This window comes from Pseudomonas sp. LG1D9 (assembly GCF_002949995.1).
GTDB classification, from domain to species: domain Bacteria; phylum Pseudomonadota; class Gammaproteobacteria; order Pseudomonadales; family Pseudomonadaceae; genus Aquipseudomonas; species Aquipseudomonas proteolytica.
In genome coordinates this window covers 44,545-69,870 of the sequence record NZ_CP026881.1, presented here as the reverse complement: position 1 = coordinate 69,870, position 25,326 = coordinate 44,545, and the positions used below count along the sequence as shown (strand labels likewise).

Here is a 25,326-nt window from a genome sequence, read left to right as displayed (position 1 = left end):
TTTCCCGGCCATCGGACCGCGTTTTGTTCTGCCCGGCATTCTGAATATCAATAAAGAGACAGAGACTTCTATATGGAATGGTTAGCGGATCCAACGGCCTGGCTCGGCCTGTTGACCTTGATTGTGCTGGAACTGGTACTGGGCATCGACAACCTGGTGTTTATCGCGATCCTGGCAGACAAGCTGCCACCGGAGCAGCGTGACCGTGCGCGGCTGATTGGCTTGTCCCTGGCACTGCTGATGCGCCTGGGCCTGTTGGCAAGTATTTCCTGGTTGGTGACCTTGACCCAGCCGTTGTTCGAGGTGTTCGACAAGAGCTTCTCCGGACGCGACCTGATCATGCTGTTTGGTGGTGTGTTCCTGTTGTTCAAGGCCACCATGGAGTTGCATGAGCGGCTCGAAGGGCATGTCACTGAACGCACCGGCAATGCGGCCTACGCGATGTTCTGGCCGATCGTGGCGCAGATCGTGGTGCTGGACGCGGTGTTCTCCCTCGACGCGGTGATTACTGCGGTCGGCATGGTGGATGAACTGGCGGTGATGATGATCGCGGTGATCGTGTCCATCGGCGTAATGATCGTGGCCAGCAAGCCGCTGACCCGCTTCGTCAATGCGCACCCGACAGTGATCATGCTGTGCCTGGGCTTCTTGATGATGATCGGTTTCGCCCTGACCGCAGAAGGCCTGGGCTTCCATATCCCCAAAGGCTACCTGTACGCGGCCATCGGTTTCTCGATCCTGATCGAGGTGTTCAACCAGATCGCCCGGGCGCGCCGCAAGAAGTCCGCGCAAGGCCTGCGGCCGATTCGTGAGCGCACGGCCCATGCGGTCATGCGTTTGCTGGGTGGCCGCAGCCTGGCGGTGGAAGAGGTGGGTGAGGACGTTACCGACCTGTTGGATGGCGCCGATAATAGCCAAGGCCCGCTGTTCGATCGCCGCGAACGGATCATGATCAGCGGCGTATTGCAGCTGGCCGAACGGCCGATCCGCACCTTGATGACCCCGCGCGCGAATGTGGACTACATCGATCTGGCTGACGATCCGGAGACCATTCGCCTGAAACTGATGCACTCGTCCTACTCGCGCTTGCCGTTGATCCGTAACGGCGCGGTGGATGAGCCCCTGGGCTTCGTGCACAAGAAGGAGCTGCTCAAAGAGTACCTGGCCGGCAATGAGCCGAACCTGGAACACCTGGCGCGACGGGCGATCAACCTGCTCGACAGCTTCTCGATCCTCAACGCTCTGGAGCAGATGCGCCAGGAGTCGACGCACATTGCCTTTGTGATCAATGAGTTCGGCGATTTCATGGGGGTGTTGAGCATGACCGACATTCTTGAGTCCATTGCCGGTGAGTTGCCGGATGCCAGTGAAGTAGAAGGCCCGGATATCGTCGAAGAGCAGGGCGGCTACCGCGCCAACGGTGCGTTGAACCTGAACCTGATCCGCCAGCGCACCGGTTTTCAGGCGATGGCCACCGAGGATTACCAGACCCTCGCCGGCCTGGTGATGAGCCTGTTGGATCGCCTGCCGGTAGTGGGCGACAGCCTGGAACACGCCGGCTGGCGCCTGACCGTGGCAGCGGTGGAGGAGCGGCGGGTGACGCAGGTGCTGTTGACCCCGCTCGCGGTGGGTTAACGGGGCCTGGCCCTTTTGGTCGGCACGCCACGGGTGTGCCGCGCGAAGGTTTTCTTCAGGGTCTGCTCCTGGGTTTCCCAGGGGCCGAACCCTTTGAGTGTTTCGACCAGCCTGCCGTTTTTCAGTATCAGCAGCGTCGGTGTGCCGGTGACAGCGGGGTGCCGAGGCGTCTGGCTGGTATCGAGCACATAAAGGGCGGCCTGGCGGCGATAGCGGCTGGCCACTTTACTGAACAGTGGCTTGGCCGTTCCGCATGCCGGGCACTGGGGCGATACAAAGAGCATGAACACCGTGCGTTGTGTCTGCAGCGCCCGTCTATACGCATCCGCGTCATCGATCACTGTGTTGATCAGTCCCATGACAGTCTCCTTCTCAGGTCCGTGGCCAAACCCTAAGCCGGGTGGGGCAGGCGGTCTACTGTCAGAATTCACAGGTAGCGCACCCCAATGTGTCGGATCGCAACGGATCGTGGGGCGCGGTAGCAGTGCGCGGGTCGTCACGGGCGGGGCGTCGGTGGCTTGGCGATTTCTTATGTGCATGATTTAAAACGACTTTAACGTTTGAATATTTTCCTGGGACTGGCTGTGGCACACTTTCTGCTGCGTATTCCGTTGTTACATACCATGTTCCGTTACAGCGGAATAAGCGGCTTCCGCCACGCCTGGCGCAATTCCTGAAAAATATCCATTTTTAATCAAGGAGCAATTTTATGAGCGTTACTCGTTACGGCGCCGGTAGCACCGCCGGCGGTGGCCAACCCCGCCCATTCGCCCGTGCAGTGGAGGCGGATGGCTGGCTGTACGTGTCGGGGCAGGTGCCGGCGGTGGATGGCGAAATCATCAATGGCGGGATTGTCGAGCAGACCCACCAGACCATGAAGAACGTGGTGACAATCCTTGAAGAGGCCGGTTTCGAGCTTAAAGACGTGGTCCGGGTAGGCGTATGGCTGGAAGATCCACGGGATTTCTGGAGTTTCAACAAGGTCTTCGGCGAATACTTCACCCCCGAACACGCCCCGGCACGGGCCTGTGTGCAGGCAAACATGATGGTTGACTGCAAGGTCGAGATCGATTGCGTGGCCTACAAGAAAAAAGGCTGAATGCCTGATCTAAAGCCCACTCCAGTCCAAAGTGGACTGGGTTTGGGTGGGAGCGGGCTTGCTCGCGAAAGCGCTGTGTCAGCCAACAAATCTGGCACTGATACACCGCTTTCGCGAGCAAGCCCGCTCCCACACAAGCGCCGCTCCCACATGGACCTTTTATGCCGATGAAGACTGCCATGACCGAAGACACCATCAAACGCCGCGCCAAAGGCCTCGACCGGGCGTTCGATATCCTCGATTTTCTCAAGGAAGTCGGCCAGCCCCTGCGCCCCAACGATATTGCCAGTGGCATCGGCAGCCCCAAGTCCACGGTCTACGAGTTGGTCGCTTCCCTCCTGGAGCGGCGGATTCTCGAAACCGTGGGCAAGGACGGTCATGTCTACCTGGGCCGCCAACTGTACTTTCTCGGCCAGGCTCACTTGCGCCATTTCGACCTGACCCGCGAGGCCGATCACGCGTTGCAGGAAATTGTCCGCCAAACCCACGAGACCGCGCAGATGTGCCTGCTCAACGGGCGCAAGTACACGGTAGCGCTGATGCGCGAGGGCCAGCGGCATTTCCGGATTTCTTCGGATATCGGTGAGAACGCGCCGATCCCCTGGACCGCCTCCGGGCGCTTGCTGCTGGGGCATTTGAGCGACCAGCAGATCATCGATCTGATCGACCCCGATGACTTCATCCTGCCGGACGGCCAACGCCTGCCCCTGGACACCTTTCTCGGGCAGATCCGCCAGGCCAGCCTCGATGGTTTCTTTTCCTTCGACAGTGTCGCCGACACCTTTACCCACTGCTTTGCCGCGCCGGTGCGCGATGCCCAGGGCATCGCCATTGCGACCCTGTGCATCGTCGCCCCACGGGCCGACGCTCAGAACCATTACAACGACTACCGCCGGGTGCTGATCGACAGCGCCAACAACCTGGCCCGTCGTATCAATGAATAGCCAAACGGAGTAATCCCATGCCGGTCTTCAATGCCGTTGAAAAAGGCGCTGCCGCCAGCGGTGCCCATCTGGTACGCGACGTCAGCTTGCCTGCCCTGGTGCTGCACCGCGCGGCACTGGAACACAATATTCAGTGGATGCAGGACTTCGTCAGTAAAAGCGGCGCGCAACTGGCGCCCCATGGCAAGACCAGCATGATGCCGGCGCTGTTCCAGCGTCAGTTGGCGCAAGGCGCCTGGGGCATCACCCTGGCCACCGCCGTGCAGACCCGCGCCGCCTATGCGGGTGGTGTGCGCCGCGTATTAATGGCCAACCAATTGGTGGGTGCGCCGAACATGGCGTTGATCGCCGAGCTGCTGGCGGACCCAGGCTTTGACTTCCATTGCATGGTCGACCACCCGGACAACGTGGCTGAACTGGGCGCGTTCTTCGCCGCCCGTGGCCTGCGCCTGAACGTGATGATCGAATACGGTGTGGTCGGCGGTCGCTGCGGTTGCCGCAGCGAGCAAGAGGTGCTGGACCTGGCGCGGGCGATCAAGGCCCAACCGGCCCTGGCGCTCACCGGTATCGAAGGCTACGAAGGGGTGATCCACGGCGAGCATGCCATCAGCGGTATCCGCGAGTTTGCCGCGTCGTTGGTGCGCCTGGCGGTGGATATGCAGAACAGCGGTGCCTTTGACCTTGGCCAGCCGATCATCACCGCCTCGGGTTCTGCGTGGTATGACCTGATCGCCGAATCCTTTGCCGCGCAAAATGCCGAGGGGCGCTTCCTCAGCGTGCTGCGCCCCGGCAGCTATGTGGCCCACGACCACGGCATCTACAAGGACGCGCAATGCTGCGTATTGGACCGGCGCAGCGACCTCAGCGAAGGCCTGCGTCCGGCCCTGGAAGTCTGGGCCCACGTGCAGTCATTGCCGGAGCCTGGGTTTGCGGTGATTGCCCTGGGCAAGCGTGACGTGGCCTACGACGCGGGCTTGCCGGTGCCGCTCAAGCGCTACAAGGCCGGCGTGCTGCCGGCGGTGGGCGATGATGTGAGTGGCTGCAAGGTCACGGCGGTGATGGACCAGCATGCGTTCATGAGCGTGGCGGCGGGGGTTGAGCTGCGGATTGGCGACATCATCTCGTTTGGCACATCGCACCCATGCTTGACGTTCGATAAGTGGCAGGTGGGGTGCATGGTGGATGAGCAGTTGCAGGTGGTCGAGTCGCTGCATACCTGCTTCTAGGCTACGGCCACTGTAGGAGCGAGCTTGCTCGCGAAAATCGTCAACGATAACGCTGGTCGTCTGACACCCCGTGGCGATCTTGCGTTTTTCGCGAGCAAGCTCGCTCCTACAGTGCAGGTGTATTTGGAGAACTGTGAAATGAAGCCAATCCCGCGCATCGCCCTGATCGGCGAATGCATGATCGAACTGCAACACCGCGCCGACGGCAGCCTGCACCAGAGCTTCGGCGGCGACACCCTGAACACCGCCATCTACCTGCGCCGCGAACTGGGGGCAGACAGCACGGTGGACTACGTCACCGCCCTGGGCGATGACAGCTTCAGCGATGCCATGTGCGCGCAATGGGCCTTCGAAGGCCTTGGCCTGCAGCGAGTCCAGCGCTTGCCGGGCCGTCTGCCGGGGTTGTACTGCATCCAGACCGATGCCAATGGCGAGCGCAAATTCCTCTACTGGCGCAACGAAGCGGCGGTGCGCGATTGCTTCACCACCCCTGGGGCGGAACCGATCCTGGCGGCCCTGCCGGGCTACGATGTGCTGTATTTGAGCGGGATCACCCTCGCGGTGTTGGGTGAAGTCGGGCGTACACGCCTGCTGGCTGTGTTGGTCGAAGCCCGTCAGCGGGGTGCCAGAGTGGTGTTCGACAACAACTACCGGCCACGTCTTTGGGCCAGTGTCGAAGCCGCTCGCGAGGCTTACCGGCAGGTGCTGGAGCATGTGGATCTGGCCTTGCTGACCGAGGACGACGAACGTGCCTTGTTCGGTTATGCCGACAGCGAGCAGGTGTTTGCGGCCTATCCGGGGATTGATGAAGTGGTGCTCAAGCGCGGCGCGGATGACTGCCTGATTCGCCAAAGCGGCCAGCGTTTCGCGGTGCCGGCGGTAGCGGTCGAGAAGGTGGTGGACACCACGGCGGCGGGGGATTCGTTCAGTGCGGCGTATCTGGCCAGCCGGCTCAGGGGCGGTTCGCCGCAAGAGGCGGCCTTGGCTGGGCACCGGCTGGCGAGCCGGGTTATTCAGGTTGCGGGCGCGCTGCTTCCCCTGAACGAGTCGAGCTGATGAGGCTAGTTGTGGCGAGGGGGCTCGTCCCCCGTTGGGCTGCGAAGCAGCCCCAAAACCGGTCACCTCGGTGTTTCTGAAAGGCTGAGGTGAGGCTGACTGGGCCTGCTGCGCAGCCCAGCGGGGGACGAGCCCCCTCGCCACAATGGTTGCTTGCCACTGAGTTCGTCAGTCGCGGTAGAACACCTGCACCAGGTGGTAACCAAACTTGCTCTTGATCGGCCCGTGTACCACCCGCAGGGGTTTCTTGAAAATCACCGCATCGATCACCCCGACCATTTGCCCCGGCCGCACTTCACCGAGGTCGCCGCCGCGCTTGCCGGACGGGCAGGTGGAGAATTTCTTGGCCAGCACATCAAAGGCTTCGCCCTTGGCAATACGCTGCTTGAGCTGTTCGGCCTCCTCGCTGGTCTTCACCAGGATGTGGCGGGCTTGGGCTTTCATCGGGCAGTTACCTTGCAACGGTCGGGCTTGAAGGCGCGGGATTATGCATCAACTTGGCCTTTGACGCCGATCATGCTGCGGATTTTCGTGGCCAGTTGGTCGATGGAAAATGGCTTGGCCACCATGTCCATGCCGTCTTCCAGGAAACCCTGGCGTTCGGCGGCGGTTTCGGCGTAGCCGGTCATGAACAGCACCTTGAGCTCGGGGCGGTGCTGGCGGGCGATTTCCGCCAGTTGCCGACCGTTCATGCCGGGCAGGCCGACATCGGTCACCAGCAAATCCACCCGCAGATCGGATTCGAGCAACGGCAGCGCCGCTCGCGCATCTGCGGCCTGGTGGGCGGTGTAGCCCAGCTCATCGAGCAGGTTGATCACCAGCATGCGCACCGCCGCATCGTCCTCGACCACCACCACGGCTTCGCCATCGCGCGCCACTGGAGCTTCCATCGGGCTCTGGGGCTGGGGTTTTTCCAGTGCGGTGCCGTGCAGGCGCGGGAGGTACAAGCGCACGCAGGTGCCTCGGCCCGGCTCGCTATGGATCGTGACGTGGCCGCCGGATTGCTGGGCAAAGCCATAAATCATCGACAACCCCAGCCCGGTGCCCTGACCGATGGGCTTGGTGGTGAAAAACGGGTCGAAGGCCTTGGCCAGGATTTTCGGGGTCATGCCGGCGCCGTTGTCGCATACGCCGAGCATCACGTAGTCGCCGGCCTTGACCGGTTCCAGGGTGGTGATATCGGTGCCGTCGAGGTAGCTGTTGGCTGTCTCGATGCTCAGTTGCCCGCCATCGGGCATGGCGTCGCGGGCGTTGATCACCAGGTTGAGCAGGGCATTTTCCAGTTGGCTGGCGTCGGTGTTCACCGGCCAGATGTCGTTGCCCAGTTTTACCTTGAGGTCGATATGGGCGCCTTTGGTACGCCGGAACAGCTCTTCCAGGGACGCCACCAACTGATTGGGGTCCAGGGGCCGCCGATCCAGCGACTGGCGCCGGGAGAAGGCCAGCAGGCGGTGGGTCAGGGCGGCCGCACGATGGGCTGAGGACACGGCGGCATCGGTGAAACGAGCGATCTCATCGCTGCGCCCGGCAGCGATGTAGCGCTGCATCAGGTCCAGGCTGCCAATGATCCCGGTGAGCATATTGTTGAAGTCGTGGGCGATACCGCCGGTAAGCTGGCCGACCGCTTCCATTTTTTGCGCATGGCGCAACGCATCTTCGGCGCGCTCGCGCTCGAACATCTCGTTTTGCAGGCGCTGGTTGGCCTCGGCCAGGGCCTGGGTGCGCTGGGCCACGCGCTCTTCGAGGTTATCGTTGAGATGGCGCAGGGCCTCTTCGGTGAGTTTGCGCTCGGTCTCGTCGATCACAAAGATGTAGAAGCCATTGACCGAGCCATCGGCGCTGAAGCGCGGCAGGTATTTCATCAGTGCGTGCCGGGGCCGGCCATCGCGATGGGGGGAGATGGTGATGAAGCTGCAGGCCTTGCCCTTGAGCGCGGCGGCGATTTTATCGGCGCGCCCGGCATACACTTCGGCGCCGATCACTTCGCGAATGCTCTTGCCATACAGTTCTTGCGGAGTCAGGCCGTACCAGTCGAGGTAGGCGCTGTTGTTCAGGCGAAAGCGTTCTTCGTGGTCGACATAGCCGATCAGCACGGGCATGGCGTTGATGATCAGTTGCAGCTCGGTCTGACTCTGGCGCAGGGCCTGTTCGGTGTGCTTGCGTTCGGTCAGGTCCAGCGCTGCGCCGAGAAAGCGCACCGGCCGGCCATGATGATCCTTGTAGCAGCGGCCACGGGCAAACACCCAGCGTACCTGGCCGTCGGCCTGAAGCAGGCGATATTCCTCGGCGTACTCGGTGCCATGGGTAATGCAATGCTTGATGCTGCGCGCCACCATGCCACGGTCTTCCGGGTGCACGCCTTGCAGGTAGTCGCTGATGGGCAATTGGTGGGCGTTGAGCGGATCGACCCCATGCAGCTGGGCAAAATGGCTGTCGGCGATAAAGTTGTCTTCGCTGATATCCCAGTCCCAGGTGCCCACCGCGTCGGTGGCGGCCAGGGCCAGTTGCAAGCGTTGCTCGGTGTTGTGCTGGGCCTTGAGGCTGGCTTCGGAACGTTGCTGCAGCTCCTCGGCCAGTTGCCGGCGTTCGTTGGTTTCAATGGCGGTCACCAGGATCCCGGCAACCCGGCCACGTTCGTCGCGGATCGGGCTGTAGGTCAGGTCCAGCCAGATTTCCGTATCGCGGTGGTTGCGCTGCAGGACAAAACGCTGCTCGCTGAAGGTGCGCACCTGGCCGGTCAATACGGCGCTGTAGATCGGCGCGGTGAAGTGTTGCAGCTCCGGCCAGACCGCGTGTGTCGGCTGGCCGAAAGCCTGGGGGTGTTTGTTGCCGGCCAGCAGGGCAAACCCGTCGTTGTAGATTTGCGTGAGTTCGTCGCCCCACAGCAACAACATTGGCATCGGCGAGTGGATGACAATATCGATTGCCGTGCGCAGGCTTTGCGGCCAGTGGCTGGCATCACCGAGGGGGCTTGTGGCCCAGTCCAGCCGTGCGATCAGGGCCGCGGCCTGGCTGCCGGTGGGTGATCCGTTCATGTAAGTGTCCCGCGCGTAACGCTTGAAGAATGACAGAAGCCGATTATCCCGTGCTGCGGAAACGGCTGACTACCCCTCGAAAAATAGCATGCTTGAGGGGTTTATCTTCAAATGAGTGCATTGACGCTGAAACCTTTCATCTTTTTATCCCAGCTCCGGCCGGTTGCGAAACTGCTCCAGGGCTTCGGGGTTGGCCAGGGCATCGGTGTTTTTCACCGGTTCCCCGTGTACGACGTTTCTTACCGCAAGCTCGACGATCTTGCCGCTGATGGTGCGCGGAATATCACTGACGCCGAGGATTTTTGCCGGCACGTGGCGCGGCGTGGTGTTGGCGCGGATCACCTCGCGGATCTGCTGTTCCAGGGCGGCGTCCAGGTGCTCGCCGTCATTGAGGCGCACAAACAGCACCACGCGCACATCGTCCTGCCAGCGTTGACCGATGGCTAGGCTTTCCAGGACCTGCGGGACTTTTTCTACCTGGCGGTAAATCTCCGCCGTGCCGATGCGTACGCCGCCTGGGTTGAGCACCGCATCCGAACGCCCATGGATCAGCAGGCTGCCATTGGGCCGTTGTTCGGCATAGTCGCCCTGGGCCCACACGCCGGGGAACTGGCTGAAATACGAGGCGCGCAGCTTGTCCCCGTGGGGGTCATTCCAGAGGCCGATGGGCATGGCCGGGAAGTGCCGGGTACACACCAGTTCGCCTTTGTCGCCAATCAGCGGCCGGCCCTGGTCGTCCCACACTTCGATTGCCATCGCCAGGCTCTTGCATTGCATCTCGCCGCGCCTTACCGCCAGCACGGGGTTGCCGATCACGAAGCAGGAGACGATATCGGTGCCCCCCGACATCGACGACAGACACAGCTCCTGCTTGATCTCGCGGTACACATAGTCGTAGCTCTGGGGCGAGAGCGGCGAGCCGGTCGAGATCAGGCCCTTGAGGCTGCCCAGGTCGTGGCTGAGGCGTGGTTGCAGGCCGGCCTTTTCCAGGGTGGCGAGGAATTTCGGGCTGGTGCCGAACACGCTGATGCGCTCCTGGTCGATCAGGTCAATCAGACGCTCTGGCCCGGGGTGAAACGGTGAGCCGTCATACAGCACCGCCGTGGCGCCGATGGCCAATACCGAAACCAGCCAGTTCCACATCATCCAGCCGCAGGTGGTGTAGTAGAACAGGCAGTCGTCGCGCGACAGGTCGGCGTGCAGGCCGTGCTCCTTGAGGTGGGTCAGCAGCACGCCGCCGGTGCCGTGGATGATGCATTTGGGCACGCCGGTGGTGCCGCTGGAGTAGAGGATGTACAGCGGATGGTCGAAGGGTACGGCGGCAAACTGCGGTTCGCCGCCTGGGCGGTAGAAGTCCCCCCACAGGGTTACTTCGGCCTGGGTCTGGTAGTCGTCGACACGCGCCTCGGGCCGGGCGTAGGGCACGATGATCAGTTGTTGCAGGGACGGCAGGCGGTCGAGGATTTCATTGAGCTTGGCGCTCTGGTCGATCAGCTTGCCCGCGTAGCGATAACCGGCGCAGGTGATCAGCACCTTGGGTTCGATCTGGCCGAAGCGATCGATCACCCCTTGGGTGCCGAAATCCGGCGAGGAGCAAGACCAGATCGCCCCCAGGCTGGTGGTAGCGAGCATGCCTACCAGGGTTTGCCAGGTATTGGGCATGCACGCCGCCACCCGGTCGCCCACGCCCACGCCGGCCGCTTGCAGGCTGCGCTGCAGGCCGGCGACGTGGCGAGCCAGTTCGGCATAGGTCAATTGTTCGCGCTGGCCGTCTTCGCCGATGGCGACTACGGCGGGGTGCTCATCGCGGCGGCGCAGCAGGTGCTCGGCAAAGTTCAGGGTAGCGCCGGGGAACCACTGGGCACTGGGCATCTGCGCGCCTTCCACCAGCACGGTGCTGGGCGGCGTACGGAACTGCACCTCGAAAAACTCGACAATCGCCGCCCAGAAGGCCGGGCGCTGGTCGATGCTCCATTGGTGCAGGGTGGGGTAATCGTTGATCTGCAACGCGTGGCGATCATTGATAAAGCGCCGGAACTGGTCCATCCGGGTGTTGTGGATGCGTTCCGGGCTGGGTTGCCAGAGGATGTCGGACATGGCGCACTCTCTTGTTCTTGTATGAAATCTGCCAGGCACCACACATCCAAACTTTGGGAGCTGGCTTGCCTGCGATAGCGGCGGTGGCTGGCCCACCGCTATCGCAGGCAAGCCAGCTCCCACAGGGGATTTGCGGTGTTTGGGTTATTGGGCCAGCCAACCGCCATCGATATTCCACGCCGCGCCACGCACCTGGCTGCCGGCCTCGCTGCACAGGAACAGGACCAGTTCGCCCAGTTGCGGTGGGGTCACGAATTCCAATGACGGCTGCTTCTCGGCCAGCAGGTCATGCTGGGCCTGCTGCGGGTCAACGCCTGCGGCGATGCGATCATCGATCTGTTTTTGCACCAGCGGCGTCAGCACCCAGCCGGGGCAGATGGCGTTGCAGGTCACATTGCTGGTGGCGGTTTCCAGGCCCACGACCTTGGTCAGGCCGATCACGCCGTGTTTGGCTGCGACATACGCCGCCTTGCCTACCGAGCCGACCTGGCCGTGTACCGAGGCGATATTGATGATCCGCCCCCAGCCCTTGGCCTTCATGCCCGGCAGGCTCAGGCGCGTGCTGTGGAACACCGATGAAAGGTTGATGGCGATGATCGAATCCCAGCGCTCCACTGGAAAGTCCTCTACCGCCGCCACATGCTGGATGCCCGCGTTGTTGACCAGGATGTCGATACCGCCGAACTCGCGCTCGGCGTAGGCGACCATCTCGGCGATCTGCGCCGGGTCGCTGACATCGGCCGGGTGGTGGCCGACCTTGCCGCCAAAGGCTTGCACCTGGGCGATCACCGCGCTGGCATCGCCGAAACCGTTGAGGATCAGGTTGGCGCCGGCTTTGGCCAAGCTCAGGGCAATGCCCAGGCCGATGCCGCTGGTGGAGCCGGTGACCAGGGCGGTCTTGCCGTTCAATGTCGTCATGAAAACCTCACACAATGCCGGTGGCGTAGAAAGTACCGATCACCACGAACACCGCGAGGGTCTTGATGATCGTGATGCCGAAAATATCCTTGTAGGCTTCGCGGTGGGTCAGCCCGGTGACCGCCAGCAGCGTGATCACCGCGCCATTGTGCGGCAGGGTGTCCATGCCGCCGCTGGCCATGGCTGCGACGCGGTGCAGCACTTCCAGGGGGATATTGGCTGCATGGGCTGCCGAAATAAAGCTCTCGGACATCGCCGCCAGGGCGATGCTCATGCCGCCGGAGGCAGAGCCGGTGATACCGGCCAGCAGGGTCACGGTAATCGCTTCGTTGACCAGCGGGTTGGGGATGCCCTTGAGCCAGTCGGCCAATACCAGGAACCCCGGCAGCGAGGCGATCACGGCTCCGAAGCCGTATTCCGAGGCGGTGTTCATCGCCGCCAACAGGGCGCCGCTGACTGCGCTCTTACTGCCTTCGGCCAGCTTGCTCTTGATCGCCGAAAAGCCGAACACCAGGACCATGATGATCCCCACCAGCAACGCGGCCTGCACCGCCCAGATGGCGGTGAGCTTGGCGATTTCCGTGGTGACCGGCGCGCTCATGCCCGGCAGCGCGAGGCTGTGGGTCTTGCCATACCACTGTGGGATCCAGTGGGTGAACAGCAGGTTCATCACCCCCACCAGAATCAACGGTGACAAGGCGATCCACGGGTTGGGCAGGCTCAGGTCTTCGGCGGTTTCCGGCTCGTTGCGCAAGTCGGTGCCATAGCCTTCACCGGCACGCTGGGCCTTGTTGCGCTGGCGTGCCAGGTACAGCATGCCGGCGCAGAACACAAAGATCGTGCCGATCAAGCCCAGCCAGGGCGCGGCCCAGGCGGTGGTGTTGAAGAACGTGCTGGGGATGATGTTCTGGATCTGCGGCGTGCCGGGCAGGGCGTCCATGGTGAACGAGAACGCGCCCAGGGCGATGGTCGCCGGGATCAGGCGCTTGGGGATATTGCTCTGGCGGAACATCTCGGCGGCAAACGGGTACACCGCAAACACCACCACGAACAACGACACGCCGCCGTAAGTCAGCAGGGCGCAGACCAGCACGATCACCAGCATCGCCTGGCGGGTGCCGAGCAAGCGGATGGCCGCTGCCACGATCGAGCGCGAAAAGCCCGACAGCTCGATCAACTTGCCGAACACCGCGCCGAGCAGGAACACCGGGAAATACAGTTTGATAAAACCGACCATTTTTTCCATGAACACCCCGGTAAACGCAGGGGCGACGGCGGAAGGGTCGGTGAGCAGGACGGCGCCGAGGGCGGCGATGGGGGCAAACAGGATGACGCTGTAGCCACGGTAGGCAGCCAGCATCAGCAGCGCAAGCGCCGCCAGGGCAATGATCACACTCATGGTGTGTCTCCATCGGATTGTTATTGTTGTGGGGTAAAGCTGTAGGAAGGGGCTATAGCGGGAATTGTGCCAAGTTCGTAACTTGTTGATATATATGGATATTTAAAGATTTTGGTGATTGGTTTTCGAGTCTTTTCTCTATATCAAGACAAACGACGTTCCAATGTGGGAGCGGGCTTGCTCGCGAAAGCGGTGTGTCAGCCAATGATTTTGTTGCTGATAGGCCGCTTTCGCGAGCAAGCCCGCTCCCACAATGGGATTGTCTTTGGTTTGAGATGCATGTCTCTTTATTGAGATTGGGCGATGCCCAACGCCACCATTTTCTTGTACAGCGTCGAGCGCCCCAGCCCCAGCCGCTTGGCCGCCTCCACCACATTACCCTCGCACTGGCGCAATGCTGCAGCGATCAACTGCCGGTCAAAGCGCTCCCGCGCCATGCTGAAGGTTTCGACTTCAACGGGTGCCATGGCATCGCGTTCCACCGGGCTGAACGTACCGATTGCTGCGCGAATCTCCCGCGCATCCAGCACCAGATCATCACTGAGCAAGGCGGCCCGCTCCAGCACGTTGCGCAATTCGCGGATGTTCCCCGGCCAGGCATGCTGGGCCAGCAACGCCAGGGCTTCGCGGTCCAGTTCATGCTGGCTGCGCAGTTCTTCAAGGATCGCTTCACTCAACGCCGGGATGTCATCCAGGCGTTCGCGCAGGGGCGGGACCTGGATCGGCAACACGTTGAGGCGGTAGTACAAGTCGGCGCGAAATTCGCCGCGCTTGATCGCGGCTTCCAGGTCGGTGGAGGTCGCGGCGATCACGCGCACGTCGCTGTGGATCATCTCGTTGGAGCCCACCGGCTCAAACTCTTTTTCCTGCAACACCCGCAGCAGTTTGCTTTGCAGGGGCAAGGGCATGTCGCCGATTTCATCGAGAAACAACGTCCCGCCCTGGGCGATTTGCAGTTTGCCGGGGCGGCCCTTGCGGTCGGCACCGGTGAATGCGCCGGGCGCGGTGCCGAAGAACTCGGCTTCCAAAAGGTCGTGGGGGATGGCGGCACTATTGATGCTGACAAAGGCTTTATTGGCGCGCGGCGAGGCACCATGGATGGCCTGGGCCAGCAGCTCCTTGCCGGTGCCGGTCTCGCCCAGCAGCAACACCGGTGACTCGGCGCTCGCACTGCGCCTAGCGCGGCGCTTGACTTCCAGGCTGGCGGCGCTGGTGCCGATAAAGTGCGCAAAGTTGTATTTGCTCTGGCGTGAGCGCAGCAGCGAACGGGTCGAGGCCAGTTCCTGTTGCATGCTCAGGTAGCGCTCGATCATCGGCGAGAGGTTGCGTAACTCATCGAACAGGGCAAAGCCGATGGCGCCGATCACCTTGCCGGCATCGTCGTGGATCGGCAGGCGCATCACCACCAGCGGGCCTTTGGGCGTGTCCTGGATATCCAGGAGGATCGGTTGGTCACTGCGTACCACCTGGCGCAGCAGGCTGTTGGAAATGACCTGTTCGCAGGGTTGGCCGATGGCCTGGTCAGCGCTTTTCAGGCCAAAGCGCTTGGCGTAGCGCTCGTTCATCCACACGATATTGGCGTCGCGGTCGACAATCACAGTGCCTTCGCTGGACTGCTCGATGATTTCGAACAGGGACTGGATCGCCAGGCCGCGAACGTGCTGGTAGTCCTTGAGGCTTTCGCTGGTGTTCATGCTGGCGCCGCCAATAAAAAGGTGAATAGGATCACGTCGCCCCTTGTAGGAGCGAGCTTGCTCGCGAAAAACCTGAGGACGCCTCGGGGTGGCAGGCTTTTCGCGTTATCGTTAACGATCTTCGCGAGCAAGCTCGCTCCTACAAGGGCAGTTGTGTGGCTGCGAGCAGTTCTTGGGTGTAGGGATGTTGTGGTGAGTCGAACACCTCAGCGCTCGGGCCGCGTTCGACCACCTTGCCGTCCTTGATCACGATCATATCGTGGGCCATGGCCCGCACCACGGCCAGGTCATGGCTGATGAACAGGTAGGTCAGGCCGTACTTTTCCTGCAGTTCGCGCAGCAGCGTCACGACTTGTTTTTGCACGGTGCGGTCCAGGGCGGAGGTGGGCTCGTCCAGCAGCATCAAGGCCGGGCGCAGTACCAGCGCGCGGGCAATGGCGATGCGCTGGCGCTGGCCACCGGAAAATTCGTGGGGGTACCGATAGCGGCTGGCCGGGTCGAGGCCCACATCCTGCAGCACCTTGATCACCTGCGCGTCACGCTCCTGCAGGCTGCAGGGTGCGTGTACCTCCAAGCCTTCGCTGATGATCTGGTGCACAGACATGCGCGGGCTGAGGCTGCCGTAGGGGTCCTGGAATACCACCTGCATCTGCTTGCGCCAGGGCCGCATCTGCTTCTGGCTCAGGCCATCGAGGGCCTCGCCCTGGAAGCGGATGCTGCCGCTGGAGTCCAGCAGGCGCAGGATCGCCTGGCCCAGGGTGGACTTGCCGGAGCCAGACTCGCCGACGATACCCAAGGTCTTGCCCCGTTGCAGGTCCAGGCTGATGCCGTCCACCGCCTGCAGGTACTGCTTGCGCCGGAACAGCCCGCCACCGATGGGGAAGCGCACACTCAAGCTGTCGACCTGCAGGACATTTTCGCGTTCCTCCTGGCCCAGCGCCGTGCCGACTGGTTCGGCATCCAGCAGCAGGCGGCTGTAGGGGTGTTGCGGGGCACTGAACAGGGTTTGGCAGTCGGCCTGCTCGACAATTTCCCCGGCCTGCATCACGCACACGCGCTGGGCAATGCTGCGCACCAGGTTGAGGTCATGGCTGATCAACAGCAAGGACATGCCCAGGCGTTGCTGCAAGGATTTGAGCAACTGCAGGATCTTGCGCTGCACCGTCACATCCAGCGCGGTGGTTGGTTCGTCGGCGATCAGCAATTCCGGCTCGCACGCCAGGGCCATGGCAATCATCACCCGCTGGCGCTGCCCGCCCGACAACTGATGGGGGTAGGACTTAAGACGCTCCTGAGGGTTACGGATGCCCACCAGGTCCAGCAGTTCGAGGATACGAGCCTGGGCCGCCTTGCCGGCGAGGCCCTTGTGCAGCAGCAGGGTTTCGCCGATCTGCTTTTGGATGCTGTGCAGGGGGTTGAGGGAGGTCATCGGCTCCTGGAAGATCATCGCGATGCGGTTGCCGCGCAGTTTTTGCAGGGCGCTGGGCCCGGCGCCGATCAACTCTTGACCACGGTAACGCACCGAGCCGCTGCTCGCGGTGCCGGCCTGGGGCAGCAATTGCAGGATCGAATGGGCGGTCACCGACTTGCCCGAACCGGATTCGCCCACCAGCGCCAGGCACTCGCCGGGGCGGATATCCAGGGACAGATTGCGCACCACGGTCTGGCCGCTGAAGGCGACGCACAGGTTGCGGATCTCGATCAGGTTGTCGCTCATACGGATTCACTCATGAACGTGGGTCGAAGGCATCGCGCAACGCCTCGCCGATAAATACCAGCAGCGACAGAATCAGTGCCAGGGTGAAAAACGCCGTCAATCCCAGCCAAGGCGCTTGCAGGTTCTGCTTGCCCTGGGCGATCAATTCACCGAGGGACGCGCTGCCTGCCGGCATACCGAAGCCGAGGAAATCCAGGGCGCTGAGGGTGGAAATCGCCCCGGTCAGGATAAAGGGCAGGTAGCTCAAGGTGGCCGTCATCGCGTTCGGCAGGATATGCCGGCGGATGATCTTGCCGTCACCCAGGCCCAGGGCGCGTGCGGCTTTGACGTATTCCAGGTTGCGCCCGCGCAGGAACTCGGCGCGGACCACATCCACCAGGGCCAGCCAGGAAAACAGCGCCATGATCCCCAGCAGCCACCAGAAGTTGGGCTCGACAAACCCCGAGAGAATAATCAGCAGGTACAGGACCGGCAGCCCCGACCACACTTCGAGGATGCGCTGGCCGAGCAGGTCGACCCAGCCGCCGTAATAGCCCTGCAAGGCGCCGGCGGCAATGCCGATGGTGGCGCTGATCGCGGTCAGCGCCAGGGCGAACAGGATCGACACCCGCGCACCGAAGATCACCCGCGCCAGCACGTCTCGGGATTGGTCGTCGGTGCCCAGCCAGTTCACCGTGGACGGCGGGCTGGGGGCAGGGCGGGTCAGTTCGTAGTTGGGCGTGTCATCGCTGAAGGGGATTGGCGGGAACAGCATCCAGCCGCCGTCCTTCTTGATCAGTTGCTGCACGTAGTCGCTGCGGTAGTCGGCCTGGAACGGCAGTTGCCCGCCGAACTGCTGCTCGGTGTAGCGCTTGAACACGGGGAAGTACAGTTCGTCCTGGTAGCTGAGCACCAGTGGTTTGTCGTTGGCGATCAGCTCGCCACCCAGGGTCAGGATAAACAGCCCGATAAACAGCCACAGCGACCACCAGCCGCGGCGGTTTTGCTTGAAGCGTTCGAAGCGCCTGCGGGCCACGGGAGACAGATTGAGCATCAGGCGTTCCTCGCGGCGAAGTCGATACGCGGGTCTACCAGGGTGTAGCAGAGGTCGCCGATCAGTTTTATCAAGAGGCCGAACAGGGTGAAGATAAACAGCGAGCCGAAGACCACGGGATAGTCCCGCGACACGGCGGCCTCGTAACTCATGCGGCCGAGGCCGTCGAGGGAGAAAATCACTTCGATCAGCAAGGAACCGGCGAAGAACACACTGATAAACGCCTGGGGGATTCCGGAAATCACCAGCAGCATGGCGTTGCGAAATACATGGCCGTAGAGCACGCGGCGTTCGCTCAGGCCCTTGGCCCGTGCCGTGACCACGTACTGGCGCGTGATTTCATTGAGGAACGAGTTTTTGGTGAGAATGGTCAAGGTGGCGAACCCGCCGATCACCAGTGAAGTGACGGGCAACACCAGGTGCCAGAAGTAATCGGCGATCTTGCCAACGGTGCTCAGTTGCTCGAAGTTCTCCGACACCAGGCCGCGCACCGGGAACCAGTTCAGGGTGGTGCCGCCGGCGAAGACCACGATCAAAAACATCGCAAACAGGAACGCCGGCATCGCGTAGCCGATGACGATGGCGGTACTGCTCCAGACATCAAAACTGCTGCCATGGCGCACCGCCTTGCGGATCCCCAGGGGGATCGACACCAGGTAGGTGATCAGCGTCGCCCAGAGGCCGAGGGACACGGTCACTGGCAGTTTTTCCAGGATCAGGTCGGTCACTGTGGCGCCGCGAAAGAAGCTGTTGCCGAAGTCCAGTTGGGCATAGCTCTTGAGCATCAGCCACAGGCGTTCGTGGGCTGGTTTGTCGAAGCCGTATTGTTTTTCGATGTCCTTGATCAGTTTCGGGTCAAGGCCGCGGCTGGCTCGCGAGCCGCTGCTGACGCCGTCGCCGGACGACCCGCCGACGCTTGCGCCGCCGATGCCTTGCAGATGGGCGATGGCCTGTTCCACCGGCCCGCCGGGCGCGGCCTGGACGATCACAAAGTTCACCAGCAGGATGATCACCAGGGTCGGGATGATCAGCAGCAGGCGCCGTACGATATAGGCAAACATCAGTGGGCACCTCGCGACTTGCTCAGTTCGGCTTTCATCTGCTCATTGGTCAGGGGTGTCGGGCTGACTTCCCACCACGATTCCAGCGCCTCGTCGTTGCTGGCTTCGATGGCCGGGCGGCCGAAGCGGTTCCACCAGGCCGCCGAGGTGCCGGGCGGGTAGTAATTGGGGATCCAGTAGTAATTCCATTGCAACACCCGATCCAGGGCATGGGCGTAGCTGAGCATCTGCGTCTGGGTGGTGGCGCGCACCAGGCCGGTGATCAGGGTGTCGACCGCCGGGTTTTGCAGGACGAAGTAGTTGTTGGCGCCTCGGTCGAACGCCGCGGCTGAGCCGAAGTAGTTGTACAACTCAAGGCCCGGCGAGGTGGTGACAGGGAAACCGGTGACGATCATGTCGTAGTCGCGGCTCATCAGCCGGTTGACGTACTGCGAGGAGTCGATGCGCCTGATGTTCAGCGTGATGCCGATCTGCGCCAGGTTGCGCTTATAGGGCAGCAGCAGGCGTTCGAGGCCGTTTTGCACATTGAGGAAAGTGAACTCCAGCGGCTCGCCGGCGGCATTCACCAGTTTGTCGCCCTTGGGCGTCCAGCCTGCTGCTTCCAGCAGGGCCAGGGCTTGCAACTGCTTGTCGCGAATCATCCCGGTGCCGTCGGTGGTGGGCGCCTTGAACACCTGGGTGAACACTTCGTCGGGGATTTGCCCGCGCAAGGGTTCGAGAATCGCCAGCTCCTGGGCGTCTGGCAGTTGCGTCGCGGCCAGCGGGCTGTTGGAAAAGTAGCTTTGCTGGCGGATGTACAGGTTGCGCATCATCTGCCGGTTGGCCCACTCGAAATCCCAGAGCATGGCCAGGGCCTGGCGCACACGGCGGTCCTGGAACATCGGTTTTTGCAGGTTGAACACGTAGCCCTGGGAGTTTTGCGGCGCATCCTTGGCCAAATGCGCCCGTTGCAGGCGGCCATCATCCAGGGCCGGGCCGTTGTAGCCGATGGAATAGCCGGTGGCGGAAAACTCACGGTTGAAGTCGTAGGCGCCGCCACGCAGGACCTGGCGGGCGACTTCGGTATCGCCGAAGTATTCCAGGCTCAGGCGATCGAAGTTGTACAGGCCGCGGTTGACGGGCAGGTCCTTGCCCCACCAATCGGGGTCGCGCTGGAAGGTGATGGTGCTGCCGGAATTGATCTTGCTGACCTTGTACGGGCCGCTGCCCAGCGGTGCTTCATAACCGCCGCCATTGGCGAAGTCGCGGCTCTTCCACCAATGTTCGGGGAGTACCGGCAGGGTCGCGACATCCAGGGGCAGGGTACGATTTTGATTGCTGGAGAAGTCAAAGCGCACTTGCAAGGGGCCTTCGACCTCGACGCGCTTGACGTCGGCAAACAGCGTGCGAAAGCGCAGGCTGCCCTGGGTCATCAGCAGGTTGAAGCTGTAGCTTACATCTTGGGCGGTGATCGGCTTGCCGTCGGCAAACCGCGCCTTGGGGTTGAGGAAAAACCGCAGGTAAAGGCCATCCTCGGCGCGCTCCATCTTTTCAGCCACCAGGCCGTAGACGGTATAGGGCTCATCCAGCGAGCGGTAGGCCAGGGGCGAATACACCCAGCCGTCCAGTTGGCTGACGCCGATGCCTTTGTCGATATACGGCAGCACATGGTCGAAGCGGCCGACTTCCAGGGCCGAGCGCTTGAGGCTGCCGCCCTTGGGGGCATTGGGGTTTACATAGTCGAAATGACTGAACCCGGCAGGGTACTTGGCGGGCTCGCCGTAGACAGTCAGTGCATGTTGAGGGGCCGCGAACGAGACAGTGCTCGCCAGCAGCAGGGCCAGGGTAGAACCAACCAACGTGAGGAAGTCCAGTCGCATTATCAGCCTTGGGCGCCGGGTGAAGAAGGAAGGGGACTTGTACCCTAACCGCGTGCGGGTCGCCAGTCACCCTGCTGCCACACAAACACAACGGCCCACCAAAAGGCGGGCCGTTGTGTTTTGCAAAGACGGGGATCAGTCCTGGCGGCTGGTCACTTCCAGCAGGTGATAACCGAACTGGGTTTTCACTGGGCCTTGCACGATGTTGACCGGGGCGCTGAATACGACAGTGTCGAATTCCTTGACCATCTGGCCTGGGCCGAACGAACCCAGGTTGCCGCCATCACGGCTCGATGGGCAGCTGGAGTTGGCTTTGGCGATTTCTGCGAAATCAGCGCCGCCTTCGATCTGGGCTTTGAGTTCGTTGCACTTGTCTTCGGTGGCAACCAGGATGTGACGGGCGGTAGCTTTGGGCATGGTGGGTAACTCCTTGAATAAAAAAGGTGAGCGTACCGGATTCAGGCGGTTATTTCCCGGCAAAGTTCCACTGAATTATCGGGTCGGGTTCAGGCATCGGAGAATGTAGCTGGAGTGCCTGTTGTAGGCAGGGGATCGGTTGTAGTGAGAGGGTTCGTTGTGGCGAGCGGGCTTGTTGTGGCGAGCGGGCTTGCCCCGCGCTGGGCTGCGCAGCGGCCCCAGTAAGTCCGCTGCGGTTTTTCAGATAAATCTAGGCTGTATGGTCTTAGGGCTGCTGCGCAGCCCAGCGCGGGGCAAGCCCGCTCGCCACAACAAGCCCGCTTGGCACAATATGCCTGCTTGGCACAATAAGGCCGTTACCGTTCAACGGCACGGCCAGTTCGCTTACGCAGACCCCGGCGTTTTCTGAGCGCGCAGGCGTGCGGCCGCTTCACGCAGCAATTGCTCGGTGCCGTCCCACCCCAGGCAGCCGTCGGTCACCGAAACGCCGTAGCGCATCGACGGGCTGAGCGGTTGGCAGCCTTCGAACAGATGGCTCTCCAGCATCATGCCGATCAATGAGGTGTCACCCTGCAAGCGTTGCTCCAGCACGTCATTGAATACCCCAGGCTGACGCATCGGGTCCTTGCCGCTGTTGGCATGGCTGCAATCGACCATGATCCGCGTGGCCACTTTGCTTTTGGCCAAGTCGGTCTTGACCTGGGCCACGCTCTGGCGATCGTAGTTCGGGCCACGGTGGCCGCCACGCAATACCAGATGGGTATCGGCGTTGCCCGGGGTCTGGATGATCGCCGGGTGCCCCTGGCTGTCGACGCCGAAGTGGCGGTGCGGGTGAGCCGCAGAGCGCATGGCGTCACAGGCGATGGCCACGCCGCCGTCGGTGCCGTTCTTGAAGCCCACGGGCATGCCCAGGCCGCTGGCCATTTCCCGGTGGATCTGCGATTCGGTGGTACGGGCGCCGATGGCGACCCAGCTGAGCACGTCATCGAAGTAGCCGGCGGCCATCGGCTGCAGCAGCTCGGTGGCAACCGGCAAGCCCAGGCGCAGCATTTCGCGCATCAATTCCCGCGACAGCGTGAGGCCGGCGGCCATGTCATCGCTGCCATCGAGGTGCGGGTCGTAGGCCAGGCCTTTCCAGCCGATGGTGGTGCGCGGTTTTTCGACGTAGGCGCGGATCACCAGGAGCATCTGGTCACTGACGTCATTGGCCAGCTTTTTCAGATTGCGCGCGTATTCCATGGCGGATTCGGGATCATGGATCGAGCAGGGGCCGACGATGATCAGCAGGCGGGAGTCTTCACCCTTGAGAATCGCGCGGATGGCTTGGCGATGAACGTTGACTTGCTCGGTCAGGAACGGGCTCAGGGGCAACTGATGCTTGAGCTCAAGGGCGCTGGGCAAGCGCTGGGTCAGCGCTTCATTGGCGCTGGCAAGGGTGGTGACGGGCAGGGCGGCGATGGATGAGTTCATGGTTTCTGCTTCCTGGGCAAGCGGCGGGCTGTTCCCGCACGCTCTGCCCTACTGGGGTGTTCGACAATTGGCCGTATTGGCTGCGTGTGTTGGCTTGCCACCAATAGGTGACCGATCGGAGGCGGCAGGCTGTCCCGAACGGAGCTTGCTAAATCGCCAGGCGGTGCAGGTGTCGTAACGGTAATAAGTGGAGTAGTTCATGGTGTGATTTCCTTTAAGTTCGGTGTGTAGCAAAAATTGTTCAGGGCTGAAAAAACAAAACCCCCGGTCGGGGAGCCGACCGGGGGTTAGATTTCTCTGGCAGGCGACCCCTTGAGTAGTGGGCGCCGATTTCAGGTATCAGGCGCGCCAGTGGCTAAACCAATACCCAAAATAAAAGCTGACCAGTGCGCTCAAACCGTTCACGCGGGTAGCCACGACCGAACACTGTGCGTTGGCAGTAGGGCAAGCCTGGGTGAGGGTGAGTTGCAACATGGTGTTTCTCCAAATGATGGGGTGGAGCTTAACTGAGGCATGGCGGTGGATTCAATCAGTAATTTCTATCGCGATGAGGGGCTTACCACTATGGGGGCGCCCCGATATGCTGGATGGATACTCATAATGATAGCCAGGACGCGACCATGACCACCTTGACCCTTGCCAGTGCCCAAACCTGTGCCATCGCTGGCGACCTGTCGGGCAATATCCAGCGTCACCTGGCATTTATGGTCGCGGCCGCCGAGCAGGGGGTGCAACTGCTGGTGTTTGCGGAATTGTCTCTGACCGGCTACGAGCCTGCGCTGGCGGCGGGGTTGGCGATTGCGCCGGACAATGCAGTGCTGGCGCCCCTGCGGGACCTGGCGCGTGAGCTGCACATGACGGTGGTGGTTGGCATGCCGATTCGCGTGCCGTCGAGCAGCGGGGTGCTGATTGGTGCGCTGGTGTTGGCGGCGGATGGTTCTATGGCGGTCTACAGCAAGCAGCATCTGCATCCTGGCGAAGAGGCGGCATTTACGGCAGGTTCGGGTGGAGAGGCGTTGGTGTGGGGTGAGGATCGGATTGCCCTGGCGGTCTGCGCCGACTTTTCCCACGCCAGCCATCCACATGATGCGGCGAAGCTCGGCGCTACGGTCTATGCGGCCGGTGTCTTGATCAGCGAGGGTGGTTACGCCGCAGACAGTGCGTTGCTTCAGGGATACGCCGCCGAGCACTCGATGGTGGTGTTGATGGCCAATCATGGCGGGCCATCCGGCGGTTGGGCGTGTGCCGGGCGCAGTGCTATCTGGGGGCCTGATGGCGAGTTGATTGCGGCTGCGCCCGGTATGGGCGATGCCCTGGTAATAGCGCGCAGGGAGGCTGGCAGTTGGAGCGGCTGGCAGGTCATGCTGTGACGTAATGGAGGCCACCGCGATGGCATTCACCCTCAAGGCTGCATCGGACCAGCACCTGGCCTTTGCGCGCACCCTGACACATCAGGCGATGGGCCATTACTATCGGCAGTACGATTTGACGTGGTCCGACAAAGGCTTCGATACCGCCTGGGCCGGGCGGGAAAATTGGTTGATTTGCCAGGATGACAGGCTGGTAGGGTTTGTCAGTCTGAGCCGGGATGACAACGCGCTATACATTCGCGAGCTGCACATTCTCGACACTTTTCGCCGCCAGGGCGCAGGCAGTTGGGTGCTAGAGCAGATGATTGCCAAGGCGCGTGTCGAAAACCGGGGCTATTTGCGCTTGACGGTATTCAAGACCAATCCGGCAAAAAGGCTGTATCAACGCCAGGGCCTGAGTATCGTCGGTGAAGAGGGTTGTTTCTGGCGCATGGAGTCCGTTTGTCTGCCAGCGCAGTCGTCGCGTTAAACCTCGCGCTCGACTTGAATCGGTGCATACTGCCCTTTAGGAGCCGATCTCCTGATCATTGCCCAGGCTATTTGCCTCGTTAAGGATGATCCCGTCTTTCATGCCCAAAAGGACCGCGACCTTATGGGCTTCCCCACGCCGCCCTTTTTTGCGCCCAGCGAGCACTTGATAGGTGGTCGCCGGGTCCACGCCATGCTCCCTGGCGAATGCCTGGACCGACTTTCCTTGATGTTCCAGCCAGGCTTTGGCTTGTGCAGCGGTACGGATTCCGGGCATAGTTCAAAACCGTTCAAGTTTGTGTAAAACGAGATGACATCGTCACCTCTTGGGGTGTGCCATAAAGGATATTACATCCAAATGAGTGGAATAGGTTCGCGCTTAAGGCAAGAGAGGGAGCGGCTGGGTTTGTCGCAAAAGGTTTTCGGTGAAATAGGAGGCGTGGAGGCTAACGCCCAAGGTCGATACGAAAGCGGTGGTCGCGCGCCAAAGGCTGATTACTTATCGCGCGTTGCAGAGAAGGGTGTCGATATCCTGTTTGTTTTGACAGGGAGCCCCACGCCCATCCAGCTGGAAAACCTGAGCCAGGTCGAAGAAAAGGTTCTGGGTAACTACCGCGCGATGTTTAAAGAGGATCAGGATGCGATCCGCCGGCTGACCAGCACCTTGGCAGAGCATTGCTCTGTGGTGAATGGAAAATCCCCGCCGATCCCCAAGGAATCCTGACCTTTTACCCAGGAAACACCCCCGCCTGCCGCTCGGCAGGCGTTCGTAGTGTATTGAAACTCTATATATATGACGCGTTCAGCTAGGTCTGTGCCGTGGTTTTT

22 protein-coding genes are annotated in these 25,326 nt (G+C 61.8%); 8 read left to right on the top strand and 14 right to left on the bottom strand.

Annotated elements, in window-relative coordinates:
- Positions 1 to 72 precede the first annotated feature (72 nt).
- Positions 73 to 1,635 carry a TerC family protein gene (locus C5F71_RS00315; protein WP_029293728.1) on the top strand — a complete coding sequence of 521 codons (1,563 nt, stop codon included), beginning with the start codon at positions 73 to 75 and terminating at the stop codon, positions 1,633 to 1,635.
- On the opposite strand, the gene C5F71_RS00310 is transcribed toward C5F71_RS00315, so the two are convergent.
- Positions 1,632 to 1,994: a co-chaperone YbbN gene (locus tag C5F71_RS00310; RefSeq protein ID WP_029293730.1), complete on the bottom strand. Its 363-nt coding sequence runs from the start codon at positions 1,992 to 1,994 to the stop codon at positions 1,632 to 1,634. The two genes, C5F71_RS00315 and C5F71_RS00310, sit on opposite strands and share 4 nt — an antisense overlap.
- Before the next feature lie 350 nt (positions 1,995 to 2,344).
- On the opposite strand from C5F71_RS00310, the gene C5F71_RS00305 reads away from it, so the two are divergent.
- The 4 genes from C5F71_RS00305 to C5F71_RS00285 all read left to right on the top strand — a co-directional run bounded on the left by C5F71_RS00305 (position 2,345) and on the right by C5F71_RS00285 (position 5,960).
- Positions 2,345 to 2,734 carry a RidA family protein gene (locus C5F71_RS00305; RefSeq protein ID WP_104910351.1) on the top strand — a complete coding sequence of 130 codons (390 nt, stop codon included), beginning with the start codon at positions 2,345 to 2,347 and terminating at the stop codon, positions 2,732 to 2,734.
- 179 nt (positions 2,735 to 2,913) lie between these two features.
- Positions 2,914 to 3,678 carry an IclR family transcriptional regulator gene (locus C5F71_RS00300; protein ID WP_104912573.1) on the top strand — a complete coding sequence of 255 codons (765 nt, stop codon included), beginning with the start codon at positions 2,914 to 2,916 and terminating at the stop codon, positions 3,676 to 3,678.
- Between the two features lie 17 nt (positions 3,679 to 3,695).
- A complete protein-coding gene (locus C5F71_RS00295) occupies positions 3,696 to 4,904 on the top strand; it encodes an amino acid deaminase (RefSeq protein ID WP_029293738.1) in 1,209 nt (402 codons plus the stop codon).
- Between the two features lie 138 nt (positions 4,905 to 5,042).
- Positions 5,043 to 5,960, top strand: coding sequence for a sugar kinase (locus C5F71_RS00285; protein WP_104910350.1), 918 nt, complete (start codon positions 5,043 to 5,045; stop codon positions 5,958 to 5,960).
- A gap of 168 nt (positions 5,961 to 6,128) precedes the next feature.
- On the opposite strand, the gene C5F71_RS00280 is transcribed toward C5F71_RS00285, so the two are convergent.
- The 12 genes from C5F71_RS00280 to C5F71_RS00225 form a co-directional block, all read right to left on the bottom strand.
- Entirely contained in the window at positions 6,129 to 6,404 is a 276-nt protein-coding gene (locus C5F71_RS00280; protein WP_029293742.1) for a peptidylprolyl isomerase, read from the bottom strand.
- A 41-nt stretch (positions 6,405 to 6,445) separates the two neighbouring features.
- A complete protein-coding gene (locus tag C5F71_RS00275; protein ID WP_029293744.1) occupies positions 6,446 to 8,995 on the bottom strand; it encodes a PAS domain-containing protein in 2,550 nt (849 codons plus the stop codon).
- Positions 8,996 to 9,139: 144 nt separating this feature from the next.
- Positions 9,140 to 11,092, bottom strand: a complete 1,953-nt coding sequence (locus C5F71_RS00270; RefSeq protein WP_029293747.1) for an acetoacetate--CoA ligase — start codon at positions 11,090 to 11,092, stop codon at positions 9,140 to 9,142.
- 144 nt (positions 11,093 to 11,236) lie between these two features.
- Entirely contained in the window at positions 11,237 to 12,010 is a 774-nt protein-coding gene (locus C5F71_RS00265) for a 3-hydroxybutyrate dehydrogenase (RefSeq protein WP_029293749.1), read from the bottom strand.
- 7 nt (positions 12,011 to 12,017) lie between these two features.
- Positions 12,018 to 13,409, bottom strand: coding sequence for a GntP family permease (locus C5F71_RS00260; RefSeq protein ID WP_029293751.1), 1,392 nt, complete (start codon positions 13,407 to 13,409; stop codon positions 12,018 to 12,020).
- 287 nt (positions 13,410 to 13,696) lie between these two features.
- Complete coding sequence (locus tag C5F71_RS00255) at positions 13,697 to 15,103, bottom strand: sigma-54-dependent Fis family transcriptional regulator (protein WP_104910349.1); 1,407 nt, start codon at positions 15,101 to 15,103, stop codon at positions 13,697 to 13,699.
- Between the two features lie 139 nt (positions 15,104 to 15,242).
- A complete protein-coding gene (locus tag C5F71_RS00250; RefSeq protein WP_104910348.1) occupies positions 15,243 to 16,820 on the bottom strand; it encodes an ABC transporter ATP-binding protein in 1,578 nt (525 codons plus the stop codon).
- Between the two features lie 10 nt (positions 16,821 to 16,830).
- Positions 16,831 to 17,853: an ABC transporter permease gene (locus tag C5F71_RS00245; protein WP_029293756.1), complete on the bottom strand. Its 1,023-nt coding sequence runs from the start codon at positions 17,851 to 17,853 to the stop codon at positions 16,831 to 16,833.
- Positions 17,853 to 18,914, bottom strand: coding sequence for a microcin C ABC transporter permease YejB (locus tag C5F71_RS00240; RefSeq protein ID WP_029293758.1), 1,062 nt, complete (start codon positions 18,912 to 18,914; stop codon positions 17,853 to 17,855). The genes C5F71_RS00245 and C5F71_RS00240 overlap by 1 nt, the downstream gene beginning before the upstream one ends.
- Entirely contained in the window at positions 18,914 to 20,773 is a 1,860-nt protein-coding gene (locus tag C5F71_RS00235) for an extracellular solute-binding protein (protein ID WP_104910347.1), read from the bottom strand. Before C5F71_RS00235 ends, C5F71_RS00240 begins: the two co-directional genes overlap by 1 nt.
- Positions 20,774 to 20,908: 135 nt before the next feature.
- Positions 20,909 to 21,190 (bottom strand): peptidylprolyl isomerase, encoded by a 282-nt coding sequence (locus C5F71_RS00230; protein WP_092239309.1) that lies wholly within the window; start codon positions 21,188 to 21,190, stop codon positions 20,909 to 20,911.
- Positions 21,191 to 21,574: 384 nt separating this feature from the next.
- Entirely contained in the window at positions 21,575 to 22,660 is a 1,086-nt protein-coding gene (locus C5F71_RS00225; RefSeq protein ID WP_104910346.1) for a 3-deoxy-7-phosphoheptulonate synthase, read from the bottom strand.
- A 620-nt stretch (positions 22,661 to 23,280) separates the two neighbouring features.
- Between C5F71_RS00225 and C5F71_RS00220 the strand changes: the two genes are divergently transcribed.
- On the top strand, positions 23,281 to 24,030 hold the full coding sequence (locus C5F71_RS00220; protein WP_104910345.1) for a carbon-nitrogen hydrolase family protein: 750 nt from the start codon (positions 23,281 to 23,283) through the stop codon (positions 24,028 to 24,030).
- A gap of 19 nt (positions 24,031 to 24,049) precedes the next feature.
- On the top strand, positions 24,050 to 24,499 hold the full coding sequence (locus C5F71_RS00215) for an N-acetyltransferase (protein ID WP_104912572.1): 450 nt from the start codon (positions 24,050 to 24,052) through the stop codon (positions 24,497 to 24,499).
- Positions 24,500 to 24,535: 36 nt separating this feature from the next.
- Here C5F71_RS00215 and C5F71_RS00210 read toward each other — a convergent pair whose 3' ends face one another.
- Entirely contained in the window at positions 24,536 to 24,775 is a 240-nt protein-coding gene (locus C5F71_RS00210; protein WP_029293771.1) for a DNA-binding protein, read from the bottom strand.
- Between the two features lie 81 nt (positions 24,776 to 24,856).
- Here C5F71_RS00210 and C5F71_RS00205 point away from each other — a divergent pair, with 81 nt between their 5' ends.
- Positions 24,857 to 25,222, top strand: coding sequence for a helix-turn-helix domain-containing protein (locus C5F71_RS00205; RefSeq protein ID WP_070996119.1), 366 nt, complete (start codon positions 24,857 to 24,859; stop codon positions 25,220 to 25,222).
- Positions 25,223 to 25,326 lie beyond the last annotated feature (104 nt).

Bases quoted from the DNA above. Each gene is read 5' to 3' on its own strand.
- C5F71_RS00315 (WP_029293728.1), top strand. From the start codon at position 73: ATGGAATGGTTAGCGGATCCAACGGCCTGGCTCGGCCTGTTGACCTTG.
- C5F71_RS00310 (WP_029293730.1), bottom strand. From the start codon at position 1,994: ATGGGACTGATCAACACAGTGATCGATGACGCGGATGCGTATAGACGG.
- C5F71_RS00305 (WP_104910351.1), top strand. From the start codon at position 2,345: ATGAGCGTTACTCGTTACGGCGCCGGTAGCACCGCCGGCGGTGGCCAA.
- C5F71_RS00300 (WP_104912573.1), top strand. From the start codon at position 2,914: ATGACCGAAGACACCATCAAACGCCGCGCCAAAGGCCTCGACCGGGCG.
- C5F71_RS00295 (WP_029293738.1), top strand. From the start codon at position 3,696: ATGCCGGTCTTCAATGCCGTTGAAAAAGGCGCTGCCGCCAGCGGTGCC.
- C5F71_RS00285 (WP_104910350.1), top strand. From the start codon at position 5,043: ATGAAGCCAATCCCGCGCATCGCCCTGATCGGCGAATGCATGATCGAA.
- C5F71_RS00280 (WP_029293742.1), bottom strand. From the start codon at position 6,404: ATGAAAGCCCAAGCCCGCCACATCCTGGTGAAGACCAGCGAGGAGGCC.
- C5F71_RS00275 (WP_029293744.1), bottom strand. From the start codon at position 8,995: ATGAACGGATCACCCACCGGCAGCCAGGCCGCGGCCCTGATCGCACGG.
- C5F71_RS00270 (WP_029293747.1), bottom strand. From the start codon at position 11,092: ATGTCCGACATCCTCTGGCAACCCAGCCCGGAACGCATCCACAACACC.
- C5F71_RS00265 (WP_029293749.1), bottom strand. From the start codon at position 12,010: ATGACGACATTGAACGGCAAGACCGCCCTGGTCACCGGCTCCACCAGC.
- C5F71_RS00260 (WP_029293751.1), bottom strand. From the start codon at position 13,409: ATGAGTGTGATCATTGCCCTGGCGGCGCTTGCGCTGCTGATGCTGGCT.
- C5F71_RS00255 (WP_104910349.1), bottom strand. From the start codon at position 15,103: ATGAACACCAGCGAAAGCCTCAAGGACTACCAGCACGTTCGCGGCCTG.
- C5F71_RS00250 (WP_104910348.1), bottom strand. From the start codon at position 16,820: ATGAGCGACAACCTGATCGAGATCCGCAACCTGTGCGTCGCCTTCAGC.
- C5F71_RS00245 (WP_029293756.1), bottom strand. From the start codon at position 17,853: ATGCTCAATCTGTCTCCCGTGGCCCGCAGGCGCTTCGAACGCTTCAAG.
- C5F71_RS00240 (WP_029293758.1), bottom strand. From the start codon at position 18,914: ATGTTTGCCTATATCGTACGGCGCCTGCTGCTGATCATCCCGACCCTG.
- C5F71_RS00235 (WP_104910347.1), bottom strand. From the start codon at position 20,773: ATGCGACTGGACTTCCTCACGTTGGTTGGTTCTACCCTGGCCCTGCTG.
- C5F71_RS00230 (WP_092239309.1), bottom strand. From the start codon at position 21,190: ATGCCCAAAGCTACCGCCCGTCACATCCTGGTTGCCACCGAAGACAAG.
- C5F71_RS00225 (WP_104910346.1), bottom strand. From the start codon at position 22,660: ATGAACTCATCCATCGCCGCCCTGCCCGTCACCACCCTTGCCAGCGCC.
- C5F71_RS00220 (WP_104910345.1), top strand. From the start codon at position 23,281: ATGACCACCTTGACCCTTGCCAGTGCCCAAACCTGTGCCATCGCTGGC.
- C5F71_RS00215 (WP_104912572.1), top strand. From the start codon at position 24,050: ATGGCATTCACCCTCAAGGCTGCATCGGACCAGCACCTGGCCTTTGCG.
- C5F71_RS00210 (WP_029293771.1), bottom strand. From the start codon at position 24,775: ATGCCCGGAATCCGTACCGCTGCACAAGCCAAAGCCTGGCTGGAACAT.
- C5F71_RS00205 (WP_070996119.1), top strand. From the start codon at position 24,857: ATGAGTGGAATAGGTTCGCGCTTAAGGCAAGAGAGGGAGCGGCTGGGT.